The sequence below is a fragment of the Hymenobacter segetis genome (genome assembly GCF_038448715.1).
Lineage (GTDB): Bacteria > Bacteroidota > Bacteroidia > Cytophagales > Hymenobacteraceae > Hymenobacter > Hymenobacter segetis.
In genome coordinates, this window is sequence record NZ_JBCEVZ010000008.1 from 25516 (window position 1) to 40162 (window position 14647).

Annotated in this window: 13 protein-coding genes; 4 read left to right on the forward strand and 9 right to left on the reverse strand. The window is 60.1% G+C overall.

The genetic code is table 11. From position 1 onward, the window contains the following. Positions 1 to 21 precede the first annotated feature (21 nt). From miaB to AAFH49_RS05255, 6 genes are all read right to left on the reverse strand, one after another. On the reverse strand, positions 22 to 1458 hold the full coding sequence (gene miaB, locus AAFH49_RS05230) for a tRNA (N6-isopentenyl adenosine(37)-C2)-methylthiotransferase MiaB (RefSeq protein WP_342296449.1): 1437 nt from the start codon (positions 1456 to 1458) through the stop codon (positions 22 to 24). Positions 1459 to 1613: 155 nt separating this feature from the next. After that, the gene (locus AAFH49_RS05235) at positions 1614 to 2888 is read right to left on the reverse strand and encodes an anthranilate synthase component I family protein (RefSeq protein WP_342296450.1); all 1275 of its coding nucleotides are present in this window, start codon (positions 2886 to 2888) and stop codon (positions 1614 to 1616) included. Positions 2889 to 2945: 57 nt separating this feature from the next. After that, positions 2946 to 4499, reverse strand: a complete 1554-nt coding sequence (locus tag AAFH49_RS05240; protein WP_342296451.1) for a DUF3808 domain-containing protein — start codon at positions 4497 to 4499, stop codon at positions 2946 to 2948. Positions 4500 to 4605: 106 nt separating this feature from the next. Further along, positions 4606 to 5367, reverse strand: a complete 762-nt coding sequence (locus AAFH49_RS05245; RefSeq protein WP_342296452.1) for a zinc ribbon domain-containing protein — start codon at positions 5365 to 5367, stop codon at positions 4606 to 4608. Beyond that, a complete protein-coding gene (locus tag AAFH49_RS05250) occupies positions 5357 to 6478 on the reverse strand; it encodes a Nif3-like dinuclear metal center hexameric protein (protein WP_342296453.1) in 1122 nt (373 codons plus the stop codon). Before AAFH49_RS05250 ends, AAFH49_RS05245 begins: the two co-directional genes overlap by 11 nt. A 25-nt stretch (positions 6479 to 6503) precedes the next feature. After that, the gene (locus AAFH49_RS05255; protein WP_342296454.1) at positions 6504 to 7193 is read right to left on the reverse strand and encodes a uracil-DNA glycosylase family protein; all 690 of its coding nucleotides are present in this window, start codon (positions 7191 to 7193) and stop codon (positions 6504 to 6506) included. A 90-nt stretch (positions 7194 to 7283) separates the two neighbouring features. Between AAFH49_RS05255 and lpxK the strand changes: the two genes are divergently transcribed. From lpxK to AAFH49_RS05270, 3 genes are all read left to right on the forward strand, one after another. Beyond that, positions 7284 to 8354, forward strand: a complete 1071-nt coding sequence (gene lpxK, locus AAFH49_RS05260; protein WP_342296455.1) for a tetraacyldisaccharide 4'-kinase — start codon at positions 7284 to 7286, stop codon at positions 8352 to 8354. Positions 8355 to 8477: 123 nt separating this feature from the next. Beyond that, positions 8478 to 10451, forward strand: coding sequence for a putative porin (locus AAFH49_RS05265; protein ID WP_342296456.1), 1974 nt, complete (start codon positions 8478 to 8480; stop codon positions 10449 to 10451). Positions 10452 to 10458: 7 nt separating this feature from the next. Next, positions 10459 to 11058, forward strand: a complete 600-nt coding sequence (locus AAFH49_RS05270) for a MiaE family protein (protein WP_425293317.1) — start codon at positions 10459 to 10461, stop codon at positions 11056 to 11058. Positions 11059 to 11233: 175 nt separating this feature from the next. Here the strand turns inward: AAFH49_RS05270 and fahA are convergent, their stop codons facing one another. The 3 genes from fahA to AAFH49_RS05285 form a co-directional block, all read right to left on the reverse strand. Beyond that, positions 11234 to 12526, reverse strand: coding sequence for a fumarylacetoacetase (gene fahA / locus AAFH49_RS05275; RefSeq protein WP_342296458.1), 1293 nt, complete (start codon positions 12524 to 12526; stop codon positions 11234 to 11236). A gap of 188 nt (positions 12527 to 12714) precedes the next feature. Then, positions 12715 to 12930 carry a NifU family protein gene (locus tag AAFH49_RS05280; protein ID WP_198069023.1) on the reverse strand — a complete coding sequence of 72 codons (216 nt, stop codon included), beginning with the start codon at positions 12928 to 12930 and terminating at the stop codon, positions 12715 to 12717. A gap of 48 nt (positions 12931 to 12978) precedes the next feature. Further along, the gene (locus AAFH49_RS05285) at positions 12979 to 14082 is read right to left on the reverse strand and encodes an Mrp/NBP35 family ATP-binding protein (protein ID WP_342296459.1); all 1104 of its coding nucleotides are present in this window, start codon (positions 14080 to 14082) and stop codon (positions 12979 to 12981) included. 252 nt (positions 14083 to 14334) lie between these two features. Between AAFH49_RS05285 and AAFH49_RS05290 the strand changes: the two genes are divergently transcribed. Next, positions 14335 to 14643 carry a hypothetical protein gene (locus AAFH49_RS05290; protein ID WP_342296460.1) on the forward strand — a complete coding sequence of 103 codons (309 nt, stop codon included), beginning with the start codon at positions 14335 to 14337 and terminating at the stop codon, positions 14641 to 14643. The last annotated feature ends 4 nt before the right edge of the window (positions 14644 to 14647 follow it).

The window sequence follows — 14647 nt, forward strand, 5'->3', positions numbered from 1 at the left end:
GTTACAAGGTCGAAACCCCAACTAAACAGCCGTGCCCAGCAAAGTGCTTGCGGAACTGCTGTGCACCAGCACATTCACGTAGTCGCCTTTCTTGAAATTTTGCTTGGGGAAGATGATAACCTGGTTCTGGCTGTTGCGGCCGCTCAGGTCGTCTTTCGAGCGTTTAGAGAAATTCTCAACCAGCACTCTGTGCACCTGGCCCACGGCGCGGGCGTTGCGCTCGGCGCTGTAGACTTGCTGAATGTCAATCAATTCCTGCAAGCGACGCTTCTTGGTTTCGAGTGGAACATCATCGGCCAATTTGCGGGCGGCCAGCGTGCCGGGGCGCTCCGAGTAGAAGAACTGATAGGCCATGTCATACTTCACGAAGTGAATCAGGCTCTTGGTGTCCTCGTGCTCCTCCTCGGTTTCGGAGCAAAAACCGGCAATCATATCGGTCGAGATGGCGCAGTCTTCGCCCAGAATCTCACGGATTTTGTTTACCCGCTCCTCGTACCAGGGCCGGTCGTAAGTCCGGTTCATCAGGTTGAGAATGCGCGAGTTGCCACTCTGGGCCGGCAGGTGAATGTATTTGCAGATGTTTTCGTGGCGCGCCATGGTGTGCAGCACCTCGTCGGTGATGTCCTTGGGGTGCGAAGTCGAGAAGCGCACCCGCAGCTCAGGGCTGATGAGGGCCACGCGCTCCAGCAACTGGGCGAAGTTGACGTGTTCGGTGCCATCGGCCGAGGCCCATTTGTAGGAGTCCACGTTCTGGCCCAGCAGGGTCACTTCCTTGTAGCCGGCCGCCACTAGGTCGTTGGCTTCCTGGATGATGCTGTGGGCATCGCGGCTGCGCTCGCGGCCCCGGGTGAAGGGCACCACGCAGAACGAGCACATGTTATCGCAGCCGCGCATGATGCTGATGAAGGCCGCCACACCGTTGGAATTCAGGCGCACGGGCGTGATGTCGGCGTAGGTTTCCTCGCGGCTCAGCAGCACGTTCACGCCTTTCTGGCCGCCATCAACCTGGCTGATGAGGCCGGGCAAATCCCGGTAAGCATCGGGGCCGACTACGAGGTCCACGATTTTCTCTTCTTCCAGAAACTTGCTTTTCAGGCGCTCGGCCATGCAGCCGAGCACGCCCACGAGCATGCCGGGCTTGCGCTTTTTGTGCGAGTTGATTTGCGACAGGCGCATGCGCACCGTCTGCTCGGCCTTCTCGCGGATGGAGCATGTGTTAAGCAGGACGAGGTCGGCGTTGGCTAGGTCGTCGGTGGTATCGAAACCTTCGTCGAACAGAATGCTTGACACGATTTCGGAGTCCGAGAAATTCATCTGGCAGCCGTAGCTCTCGATGTAGAGCTTACGCTGGCGGCCGGTACGGGTAGCGGCCGTCACGCGCACCTCGCCGCTGGGCGTAGCCTCGGCGGTGGGAGCGGCTTTATCTAAAAAATCAAGGGTTAAGAGGGGTTGGGCCATATTCTAAGCGCGTTTCGGCGGGGCACAAAGATACGGCAACCAGTGGTAAAATGACAGAATGGCAGAATATTGTAGGGTGCGGGGCTTGTCCCCGCCCGTCGTTGAACGGCTCGTTTGCTAATCGTTCAACGACGGGCGGGGACAAGCCCCGCACCCTACTCAATATTGCTCTTCAATACTTCCAGCAAAGCCTTGGCTTTCAGCAGGCACTCCTCATATTCACGCTCCGGGTCGGAGTCATACGTAATGGCGGAGCCAACCTGGAAGCTGAGGTAGCCGGTATCCTGGCGGTATTGCAGGGAGCGGATGACGACGTTGAAATCGAAATTTCCATCGGCCCCCACGTAGCCGATGCTGCCGCTATAGAGGCCGCGCCGACTGCTTTCATAGTGTTCGATGAGTTGCATGGCGCGGATTTTCGGGGCGCCGGTCATCGAACCCATGGGGAAGGTAGCGCGGAGGATTTCGGCCAAGTCGGTGCCGGGGCGCAGGTCGGCGGTGACGGTCGAAATCATCTGCCAGAGGTGGCGAAAGGGGTAGAGGCCGAAAAGCTCGGGCACGCGCACGGTGCCGGTGCGGGCCACGCGGGCGAGGTCGTTGCGCACGAGGTCCACAATCATGAGGTTTTCGGCGCGCTCTTTTTCGTCGTGCAGCAGGGTTTGGCGCTGTTGCTCATCGGCCGCCGGTGTGGCTCCGCGCCGGATGGTGCCTTTGATGGGCTGGGAAATCAGCTGGCCGGAGCGGCTCGCCAGAAACCGCTCGGGCGAGGCGCAGAGCAGGAAATGGTCGTGCCAGCGCACAAAGCCCGCAAACGGCGCGGGCGATGCCTGCATGAGCTGCCAGAAAACCTCCACGGGGTTCAGCGCTACGTTCTCGGCATAGAATTCCTGGCAGAGGTTCAGTTCGTATACTTCGCCATTTAGGATATCCTCCCGAATGGCTTCTACCGACCGTAAATAGTCTGCTTTGGGTAGGCGTGGGCGCACTGCGGGCACGGCTAGCGCCACAGCGGGCGGCACTGACTGCGCCAGAATCTGGTCTAAAATCCCGTCTGTTCGCCCATGGATTTCCATGGTGTCGGCCCGCCACACCAGCCAGGTTTCCGGGGTGAAGGAATGCAGGCGCGGCCAAGCAAAACCGCTGAAATTTTCGCTTTGCAGCGCCTCGATGTCGTTTTTTAAATCGTAAGTCAGGAAGCCGAAGCGCGGCCCCACCGCCACATGCCCGGATAAATCAGCCAGCGAATGGGCATTTTCGCCTCCGGCCGGCGCTACCGCCAGCAGGCGCTCGAAAGCACCCTGCGGGTAGGACAGGTCATTGGGCTCGAAGTAGGTGCAATTCGGAAAGGCCGCGCCCCAGTGTAGCGCCCGTGTCCGAAAATCGGCGGGCAACTCGTGCAGCGGAACGGTTACGGGGGCAGTAGCAGACACAGCAGAAATAGACAGGAATGGCAACCGAAGCAGCGGGCACCGGCTGCAAAGGTCGGGCTACTTCAACTCCCGCAGGGCCAATTTGGCTTTGGCATCGGTGCTGTTTTTGTATTCGTGCCAGGGATAATTCAGCGCCCGCCGGAAGTAGAGGCGCGCGGTGGGCTTATTGCCCACGCTTTGGGCCATGTAGCCCTGTTGCAGGGCGGCCTGGGGGGCGTAGTAATAGGGCGCTTTGGGGCCGGCCTCGGTCTGGGTCTGCTCAAAGTAAAACCAGGCCGAATCGAGCCGGCCCAGGCCCTGATAGGCGCGGGCACGGCGGTAGGGGGCCTCAATGCGGTCGCGCCAGAGAGTGGCCTGAGTGGCGTGGAATGCCCGTAGCGTACTCAGTGCCTCGCGGTCGTAGCCGCCATCGGATTGTAGCCGGGCCTTGGTTAGAATGGGATTGAGGGCCACGGCTTCCTGGTAGTAATGCTGGGCGTACACGTCCTCCTCCACATCGGCCGGGCCGGGCTGGTTGATGAGCGCGCGGTACTTCGCCGCGGCCGCCGGCTGGCCGCTCAGCCACGCCGCCAGGTAGAGCTTGAAAGCCGCATCCTTGCGGTAGTGCTGGCCATGGAACTCGTGCAGAAACGTCAGGTTTTCGCGTTCCGAAGCCGCATATTCGCCACGGTATAGCAGCAAGTCGGCGGCCATGTGGTGCAGGTAGGCGGTGGGCAGGTAGCCGGGGCCGGTGGGGCGGGCGCGGTAGGTAGCCAGGGCCGCCGCGCCGTGGTGCTGGCGCTTTTCCACGCTGGTGCGTAGGTAGGCAAAAAGCAGGTTGTCGGGCTGTTGGGTGGTGAGCTGCTCGGCCAGACGCAGAGCTTCGGCCGGCTTTTTATAGTAGCTCTCCCGAATCAGAGCCAGGAAAATCTGGCTTTCGAGCTGGAAATCGTTCGGCTGCGCGGCGGCCTGCGCCAGGCGTTGCAGACCAGTATCGGAGTTGGCCGTGAGGCCCAGCAGGCGCAGCAGCCAGTGGTAGCCTTCGGGCAGGGAGCCTACGGCAAACTCGCACACGCCCAATGTTTTGCGCGCCGGTAAGAAGTTGGGGTAATGCTTCACCACGTCCTGCATCTGGTGGTAGCCGCTACGCAGGTGATAGCCGCCCATCACCACGTGCTTGAAAAGCAGTTGGCTCAGGCCCAGATGTAGCGTGATTTCGGCCCGGGCGTAGTCGCGCAAAGCGCTGGCCGGGGCATCATCCAACGCATCTAAGCGAGCTTCCTGCGAGTCCGTGAGTGCATCGTAACGGCTGGCATCCTGGGTAATGAGCAGCTCCACGAAGTCGGCGCAATTGGCCACCAGCAGAGGAGCGGGGGCCGTGGGCGTGCTGGCTAACTCGGGACGCAATAAGGCACGGGCCGCGTCAAGACGAAGCTTGAAGACTTCGGCGTAAGCTCGGCGGCTGTTGGTGGTAAGTGATTCAGGCTTTTGGCTCGCGGGCTGTTCGGCATTAGCAGCCAACTGTTGGGTTTCGACGGCCTGAACTGGCTGCACCCACCGGGCCTGCGCCTGCAGCGGCCCACTCACCAACGCCAGCAGCACCCCCGCCCGACGGGCACGGGTGCGAAACACAGCAACGGAGAAAGCACAACCAAACATGAACAAACGAAGACCAAAAGTCCGGCAACAAAAAAGGAACGGCAGTGCCGTTCCTTTTTCAGTTCAAAGCAAGCGAAAACTACGAAATACGAGCTTCCACATCGGCCAGAATCCGGCCGCAGTGCTCGCACACGATGATTTTCTTGTGCGAAATGATGTCAGCCTGGCGCTGGGGCGGCACCGTGTTGAAGCAGCCGCCACAGGCGTCGCGGCGCACCAGCACCACGGCCAGACCGTTGCGCACGTTACCGCGAATGCGGGTGTAGGCCGTCAGCAGGCGGTCTTCCACCGGCTTGGTGGCTTCCTCGCGCTGGGCCATGATGGCGCGCTCTTCCTCTTCGTTTTCCGAAATGATGGTGTCGAGTTCGCTTTTCTTGGTGTCGAGGTCCTTGCGGCGCTCGTCCAGTTTCGACTTCGTACCGCTGATTTCGGCGTTTTTCACGTCAATCTGGTACTGCGACTCCTTGATTTTCTTGTCGGCAATCTGGATTTCCAGGCGCTGCAATTCAATTTCCTTGGCAATGGCTTCGAACTCGCGGTTATTGCGCACGTTCTGCTGCTGCTCGTCGTACTTTTTGATGAGCGTTTCGGCATCCTTGCTGGCTTGCTTGCGGCTCTTGATGAAGTCGTTCAGGCCCTGAATGTCCTCGTCGAATTTCTTCACACGCACCTCGTAGCCAGCAATTTCGTCTTCGAGGTCGCTCACTTCCTCGGGCAAATCGCCCCGCACGCGCCGGATTTCGTCGAGCTGCGAATCGAGGTGCTGCAGGGTGAGCAGGGCTTCGAGCTTAGCGGCTACGGGAACGTCGGCGGGAGCCACGGCGGCACTTTTAGCAGTCATATTGAACGGGGTTCGTAGGGGTTTCAGCGATTAAGACCGCAAAAGTACGTTCAAATCCGGCCGTTAGCAAATCCCGGAACACTTCGCCGGTGAACTGTTCGCTCTCAAAATGGCCCACGTCGCAGAGCATCAGTTGGCCCTCGGCTCCAAAAAACTCATGGTATTTCACATCGCCGGTCACGTAGGCATCGGCCCCGGAGGCCCGCGCCGCGCCGATGAGAAACGCGCCCGCCCCGCCGCAGATGGCCACCGTTTTGATGGGTTTTTCGAACGCCGTATGGCGCACCACGGGCACCAGTAGCTGCCGCTTCAGCAACTGCCGGAACTCGGCCGGGGCCAGCGCTTCGTGCAGTTCGCCCACCAGGCCCGCACCTATTTCCTGGTGCACGTTTTCCAGTTTAATCAATTCATAAGCAATCTCTTCATAAGGATGCGCGGCCCGCAATGCCCGCAACACCGCTACCTGTCGGTGCAGTGGCAGCAGCACTTCGAGGCGCAATTCGGCTACCGTTTCAGCCTGGTTTTGGGTGCCGATGGCGGGTTGGGTGCCGTTGCCGGGCGTGAAGGTGCCGGTGCCTTCGGTGCGGAAGCTGCAGTCGGAATACTGGCCCACCTGGCCGGCTCCGGCGGCGTAGAGGGCGGCCAGTACATGGCCGGCGAGGTCGGTTTGCTGGTCTTCGGGCCGGTTGGGAACGTAGGTGATGAGACGGGCCAGAGTGCCACTTTGCGGGGCCAGTACGCGGGTTTTTAGCAGACCAAGTTTTTCGGCGAGCTTGTCATTTACACCGCCGCGCACGTTGTCGAGGTTGGTGTGGGCGGCGTAGATGGCCACGTCGTTCTTCAGGGCGGCGATGATGGTTTGCTCCACTTCATTGGCCCCGGTGAGGCGCTTGAGGGGCCGGAAAATGACCGGGTGGTGGGCCACCACCACGTTGCAGCCGCGCCGCACGGCTTCGGCAACCACGGCCGGGGTGCAGTCCAGCGTGATGAGCACGCCGGTGATTTCGGCCTGTGGGTCACCGCATTGCAGGCCGGCGTTGTCGTAGCTTTCCTGATAGGCGAGGGGCGCGGCGGCTTCCAGCAGGCGGGCGAGGTCTTGAACGGTGGGCACTTGTATTTGAATTATGAGTTTTGAATTATGAATTGGGCAGGAGTTGGCCCAGTGCTTTTACATAATGCGCTACGTTGGCGGCCGTGTCGCGGCTTTTGTATTGCATGAGGTAGCGCGGGTGGTCCAGCACGACGATTTCATCGAACAAGCCCAACTCGGCGTTGAGGCGCTTGAAAAATTCGCCGTTGCGCTTGCCCAGGCTCACGGCCACATCGCGCCGCAAACCTAATGCTTCCACCTGTTGGCGCAGCGAAAGCTGTATATCAGGCCACAAGGCTTTAGTAAGGACAGGCGAGTCGTAGTAATTATAGTTCAGCCCGCCTTTCAGCAGCACCAATGGGTACAGCGACCCCATATAAAAGTGCTGATAAAAAGCCGCCGGGCCGCCCATTGCTTCGATGACTTTGTACACGAATTGGGTGGACGTTTCGGGCCGTTGCCGGGGTAAATCGTGTTCGATGCCACAAAATTCGGTCAGCGTACCCGGGTCGGTGAAGGCAACGCCGGTGCGGCCCATGCCCAGCCGGCCGGGATTGATGCCCAGCACGGCCACGCGGGGCGGAGCGTCGGGATAGAATTTATGCGCAAACTGGCTCAGCAAGTCGAATACGGCCGGCTCGCGGAAGGGGCTTTGGGCCTCCACACCATCAGGCAATGCGGCGGGCAGGGGGAAATTTCGGAGAAAATCCAGTAGCTGGTCGGAAAAAGAGGGCATAAATGAGTGTTGGAAAGGAAAGAAGCTACGGTGTGCCGGGCGGACCCGCACCGTACTTTTGTAGGCGCTTGTTACCGCACATTTTCGCGTATGCCGTCTGGATTGGCTTTTTTGCTGCTGCCTTTTTCCTGGCTCTACGCCGCCGTGCTGGCTGTGCGCAACTGGCTGTACGATGTACGCTGGAAACGTGCCGAAACCTTCGCCGTGCCGCTGCTCAACGTGGGCAACCTGCGGGTGGGCGGCACCGGCAAAACGCCCCACGTCATCTGGCTGGTGGAGGAGTTGCTGCGCCAGGGCCAACGCCCGGCCATCCTCAGCCGGGGCTATGGCCGCCAGACCACCGGCCCGCGTCTGGCCGGCCCTGCCGATTCGGCCGCGACGGTGGGCGATGAGCCCTGGCAGTATTTCGAGCAATTCGCGGCCCGCAAGGTGGTGGTGGCCGTGGCCGAGGAGCGCCGGCTGGGCGCCCATTTACTGCTCCGCGAACACCCGGAAATCACCGTCATCGTGCTCGATGATGCCTACCAGCACCGTGCTGTGCAGCCCACGCTCAATATTCTGCTCACGGAGCTGGCCCGGCCTTTTTATGAGGACTACGTGCTGCCCGCCGGCCGCCTGCGCGAAAGCCGCGCCGGAGCCGCCCGGGCCGATGTCGTCATCGTGACCAAATGCCCGCCCAATCTTTCAGAAGCTGACCAGCAGGCCGTTGTGCAGCATATTCGCCGCTACAGCCGGTCGGAGGTGCCCGTGCTTTTCTCCGCTTACCAATATGCCGTCCCCCAGGTGCTACCGGATGCAGCTGCCACGAGTTTGCCCGTTGCTTCCACCGCCGGCCCGGCCGTGTTGCTGACGGGCATTGCCCAGCCCGGCCCGTTGCGGGAGGAGCTTGAGAAACAAGGGTATAAAATCCAATACCACGCCCGGTTTCCCGACCATCACGCCTTCACGCCGGAAGATGTGGCGGCGCTGCGGGCGCATTGGCAGCCGGGCTGGCCTATTTTTACGACGGAAAAGGACGCCACGCGCCTGCTGGCTCCCGAATTGCGGGCCGCCCGGGCGGGGCTGCCGCTCTATACCATTCCGGTGCGGGTGGCGTTTCTGGGTGATGGTGGCGTGGTTCTGCGCCAGTTGCTACCGCCTGCGCTCGCTACGAATGCTTGATTTATATTGACTTGGCCGGCGCGCCGGTGCGCTCCGACCTATTTCGTTTCCTCCTTGAAGGCTCTGCAATTCCCTTTTTTACTTTCTTGGCCGCGCCTGTGGCTCCTTGCCTGTCTGCTACTGATGCTGGCCGCGTCCACGGCGCGGGCACAGGTGGTCGACGACTCGACCAAGGTGCTGTATGGCCCCAAAACCACGCGCCTCATCTACGAGGCCGAGGTGCTGCGCGATTCCACCTCCGGCACGCCGCTCGATACCACGCTTACCAAAGCGCCGCAGGCGCGGTTCTGGTTTCACGACACCACTTTCCAGCAGGACTTGGGCACGGTGGGCTCGGCTTCGAGGCCGTTGCTTTATCAGCCCAATCTGGAGCTGGGAGCCCGTTTCGGGCGCAACGTATTCGACAAGTACGCCCGCGATTCCCGCACGGTGCCGTACTATGATTCCCGCTCGCCCTATTCATTTTTTCGGGTGATACAGTCGGGCACGGGCGAGCAGGTGTTTGAAATCAGCTACAGCCGCAGCCTGAAAAAGAACTTCAGCGTGGGCATGGCCTACGAGCGCATTGCCTCAAACAAGGTCCTTGCACCTGCGGGCTCCCGCGATGGCTTGGTGGAGCACTCCAACCTGTTGTTTTTCGGCCGCTACCAGAACGAGAACGAGCGGTACCACCTGCTGTTCAACTTCAGTAACGTGCGCCACCGGGCCCTAGAGCAGGGGGGCATCAAGCCGCTGCTCCCGGACGAAAAGACCCCGCAGGACCTCTTCAATTACCGCGAGCAACAGGTGTGGCTGACCCAGGCGGCCAACAACGAGGACCGTGACGAATTCTACCTCACCCACACTTACCGCCTGCTCGGGCGTGGCCTCACCGTCTACCACACCTTCGACGCTAAGCGCCAGTACAACAGTTTCGCCGATTTGAACCTGACCAAGGCCCGTACCGACCTTACCCTGGAGGGCTCGTTCTTCCCCCGAATAATAAACAGTGCCACGGCCACCATCGACCGGGCCGAGTACCGACAGGTTGAGAACACCTTCGGCGTGCTAGGCCGCACCAAAGCCGTCGAATACCGCCTCTACGCCCGCGACCGTAGCGCCTCGGTGGTGAGCAGGACGCTGGCGCCGGGCTCCACCACCTCCAACCTGCTGCTACGGCCAGCTGCGCCGGAACGGCAGTTTAACCAAGTGTTTGTGGGTGGTACGGCGGCGTTTAACTACCGCACGATTTACGCCATCGAAACGGCTGGTGAACTGTACCTGCTGCCCCTCACCGGCCTGAGTACCGATAATTTCAAGCCCGAATATTGGCTGCGGGGCATTGTCCGCACCGGCCCACTGTCGGGCGAGGCATTAGTCAATTCCTACTCGCCCACACTCACCCAGCAGGAGTTCGTCGGCAACCACTACAACTGGAGCCATTGGGAAGGTGGCAGCTTCATCAACCCGGCTACCAATGCCCTGGATGAAAAATTCAAAAACAATACCAGTACCCGGCAGCTCACGGGCCGCCTGCAGCTGAAATTACCCAGCCTGGGCCTCCTCACCGGGCAGCGCTTTGAGGCCAGCGCGAGCGTCGTCAATATCGCTAATTTGGTGTATTACGGCACCACCGGCGTGCCCCAGCAGCTCGGCACCAACCGTAATTTGGTCATCGCCTTCGCCCGGCACCGCACCATGCTGGGCCGGGTGGGCTTCGACAATCAGGCCACCTACACCAAGGGCGACAACGACACCGAAGGCCTGCGAATCCCCAGCCTGGTCACCAATTCGCGAGTGTTTTACGAAAGCTATATTTTCCGCAAAGCGCTGTTCAACCAGATTGGCGCCGAAGTCTATTATCAGTACGCTTTCCGGGGCTACGACTACAGCCCCAGCACTCAGCAATTCTACCAGCAGGACCATTTCACCATCGGGGCCCACGCCGTTGCCGACGTGTTTTTTGTGGCCGATATCAAAGCCGTTTCGCTATTTCTGAAAATGGCTTACGTCAACCAGGGCTTGGCCGGTAGTTACAACGGCTATTACGCTTCGCCTTTTTATACTGGCTATCCGCGTCGGTTTCAGTTCGGTTTGAAGTGGAATTTCTTCAATTAGAAATATGATGATGAAAGAAAAAACCATCCTCAAATTAAAACTCAATACCGACCCGCGCTGGGTAAATATTGCGGAGAAAAATATCGAAGATATTCTGGTCGACCATGCCTGGTGCGAGCAGAAAGCCGCCAGCACCGGCATCAGCATGATTATCCATTACCCCGAGAAAACCCGCCTCGTGGACGAGCTCACCGACCTAGTGGCCGAGGAGTGGAGCCACTTCGAAAGAGTGCTGCTGGAGCTACGCAAGCGCGGTTTTGCCCTGGGCCGCCCGCGCAAAGACGAGTACGTGGTGCAGCTGCTGGCCCACGTGCGCAAAGGTGGTGCCCGCGAGCGCCAGCTCATGGACCAACTCCTGGTTTCGGCGCTAATTGAAGCCCGCAGCTGCGAGCGTTTTAAATTGCTCTGGCAAAATATCGCCGACCAGGAATTAAGTAAATTCTATTACGAATTAATGGTTTCCGAAGCCGCGCATTTCGTGAGCTACGTCGATTTGGCCAAAGAATATTGCGACCCGAAATTAGTCGAAGAACGGTTGCAGGAATTACTGGTAATTGAAGGTGAAATCGTGACGAATTTGCCCGTGCGCGACGACCGAATGCATTGATTTTGTCATTGCGAGCGGAACGCAGTGGAGCGTGGCAATCCGTCCTTTGCAATGTGATAAACCCTGAAATGTAACAAGCCCCGGTACTGCACAGTGCCGGGGCTTGTCGCTTAATAAAGAATCTGGTTTTGACAGGACGGATTGCTTCGTTGTGCCTCCTCGCAATGACAGGCGACTACAATGACAGCGCCGGCAGCACCGTGCCGCGCACTTCGCCAAAGCCAATGCGAATACCGTCCTTCTCCGCGTAGCCGCGCATGGTCACGGTATCGCCATCGAGCAGGAAGCTCCGCTCCGAGCCATCGGCCAGGGGCACGGGCCGGGTGCCGCGCCACGACAGCTCCAGCATGGAGCCCAGCGAATCGGGCGTGGGGCCCGAGATGGTGCCGGAGGCGTAGAGGTCGCCGGCTTCGAGGTTGCAGCCGTTGGAGGCGTGGTGGGTGAGCTGCTGGGCCATACTCCAGTACATCAGCCCGAAATTGGCGCGGCTGATGGTGGTTTCGGGGCCGTTGGCGGGGGCCAGGGCAACTTCGAGGTGCACGTCGAAGTTGTGCGCGCCGCTTTGGCTCAGGTAGGGCAGAGGCGCGGGCTCCTGCACCGGGCCGGCCACGCGGAAGGGCTCCAGCGCATCCAGCGTCACCACCCACGGGGCCACGCTGCTGCCGAAGTTTTTGCCCAGAAACGGCCCCAGCGGCACGTATTCCCAGCTTTGCAGGTCGCGGGCGCTCCAGTCGTTGAACAGGCAGAGGCCGAAGATGTGGTCTTCGGCTTCGCCGATGGGCACCGTCGTGCCTAGCTCGGTGCCGGTGCCGACCACAAAGGCCATTTCCAGCTCAAAATCGAGCTGGCGGCTAGGGCCGAAGGTGGGCGCGTCCTCGGTCGGAGCCTTGCGCTGGCCGTTGGGCCGGCGAATGGGCGTGCCCGAGGCCACGATGCTGCTGGTGCGCCCGTGGTAGCCGATGGGCAGGTGCCGCCAGTTGGGCAGCAGGGCGTTGGCCGGGTCGCGGAACATGGTGCCCACGTTGGTGGCGTGCTCGATGCTGCTGTAGAAATCGGTGTAGTTGGCGGGCTTCACGGGGCGCAGCATGCGTACTTCGGTCTGGCGCAGGAGGCAGTCGCGCACGGCCAGCTCGTTGTCGCGCAGGCGGGGCTCGTCGTGGCGCAGCAGCTCGCTCACGCGCTGGCGCACGGCGCGCCAGGCCGGCCGGCCCAGCCGCAGAAATGCATTGAGCGACTTCCGCCGGAACACTTTCGGCTGGGCATCGCCCAACTCATCCAAATCCTCAAAAAAACCAAACTGGCTGGCGGCATATAAATCAAAGATATAGCCGCCAATGGCCACGCACAGATGCGGCCCGCGCTCATCGGTTTCAAACACGCCAAAGGGCAGGTTCTGGATGGGGAAGTCACTTTCGGGGCGAATATCAATCCAGGAACGGAGTGCGGGCGAGTTAAGGGCGTTGGGCATGTGAGTGTGGTGAAGTTCGGGCGGTAAAATTAGGGTGGACTGCGCGGGAAGCTCGCAATAAACAGAACGTCATGCTGAGCGAAGCCGAAGCATCTCTACCGCAGAAGCAAATAATTACTTGCGCGGTAGAGATGCTTCGGCTTCGCTCAGCATGACGTTCTATGGGGTTTCAATAAGTAGAAAAAGGCCTACCGCGCCTCCACGGCCGTGATTTCGGGTACGGCTTTTTTCACCGTGTCTTCCAAGCCGGCGCGGGTCATCGGCGACATGGGGCAGGCCCCGCAGGCCCCTTCCCACTCCAGTTGCAGCACGCCCTCGGGGGTGATGTTGGCCACGCGCACGTTGCCGCCATCAGTGGCCAGGTAGGGGCGCAGAGTGTTGAGGGCCGCTTCGATGCGGGGCATCAGCGGATGGTCGAAGGCGGGAGGGGAGGTTGTTGTTTCCACGGGTAGTTAGGAATTCATTTGCACGACGGCCGTTTTGGGGGCCACGTTGTTGCGGATACTCACCTGGCGGGCCACGGCCTCGGCCAAATCAGCGAACATCTTGCCCACCACCGATTCCGGGTCGAGCACGGCCGGCTGGCCCTGGTCGCCGTTTTCGCGGATGCTCTGTACCAGCGGCAGTTGGCCCAGCAGGGGTACGTCGTGCTGCGCGGCCAGGCGTTGGCCGCCGTTTTCGCCGAAGATGAAGTATTTGTTGTTGGGCAGCTCGGCGGGAGTAAACCAGGCCATGTTCTCCACCACGCCCAACACAGGCACATTGATTTGGGGCTGGCGGAACATCTGCAAACCCTTCTGGGCATCGGCCAGCGCCACTTTTTGGGGCGTGGTCACGATGACGGCCCCGGTCACGGGCACGGTTTGCACCAGCGTGAGGTGAATGTCGGAAGTGCCGGGCGGCAGGTCGAGCAGCAGATAGTCCAACTCTCCCCAATCCACTTCAGTGATGAATTGCTTGAGGGCCGACGAAGCCATCGGCCCGCGCCACACAATGGCGCTCTCGGCCGGGGCCAGGAAGCCGATGCTCATCAGCTTCACGCCGTATTTTTCGATGGGCTGAATCAGGTTCTTACCGTTCGGGCCCTGGAAAACGTGCGGCGCTTCGTTCTCTACGTTGAACATGACGGGCATGCTGGGGCCCGAAATGTCGGCATCGACCAGACCAACTTTGGCCCCGGTAGCGGCAAGGGCCACCGCCAGGTTGGCCGTGACGGTGCTTTTGCCCACGCCGCCCTTGCCCGAGGCAATGGCGATGATGTTTTTGACGCCGGGCAGCAGGTCGCCGCGGTTGTGGCGGCCGGTGGTCACGCGCGAATCCATGGTAATCACCACGTTGGCGTCCTTGTCCACCATCGTGTGGATGGCGCGTTCACAGGCATCGTGAATGAGCTGCTTGAGCGGGCAGGCGGGCGTGGTGAGCACTACGGTAAACGCGACGGTAAGGCCGTCAATGGCAATGTTCTCAATCATGTTGAGCGTCACGAGGTCCTGGCCCAGGTCGGGCTCTTCCACGTAGCCCAGGGCTTTGAGAACGGCTTCTTTGGTTATGGTCATGGATAAGGCAATGCGCCAAATGGCAGCGTACTGCAAAGATAACCCCGGAAGGGCCGGCACGGTTCGGCAGCGCGGTATTGGCTGCTTGCTACTGTTGAGGTTGTTGGTTTATATGATTATGATAATAAAAAAAATAATTAAAATTATTTTTTTAAATTGTGGTTGTCCGGATGACAGATGTCATATTTACGAAAAAAACATTTTCCTTTCTTTCCGGCGTGTCATTTAACTCACCTTTCTCGTGCAACCTTTATGCAACATCGTGACCAAGATGCTGGACCCGGCGGTCTGCTCCCTTTATGCTGTGCCCAATGTGAAGAAGAACTGGAGCAACTGGTCGTATTTGAGTTGATTGTGCCCAAGGCCGCTAAAGTGGCTTTGCCACGCCTACAGCCGGAAATTGGCCCGTTGACCTTACGGGAGAATTCGGTTACGACCACCGCGCCGGGCAAGTTATATGTGCAGCTACTGGCCAGCAATACCGCCACGCAGGCGGGCTGGTACATGACGGCAACCCTCACTGCGGCGGCCTCAACAAGCTTTCCCACAAGCCAGCGGTAAGCCG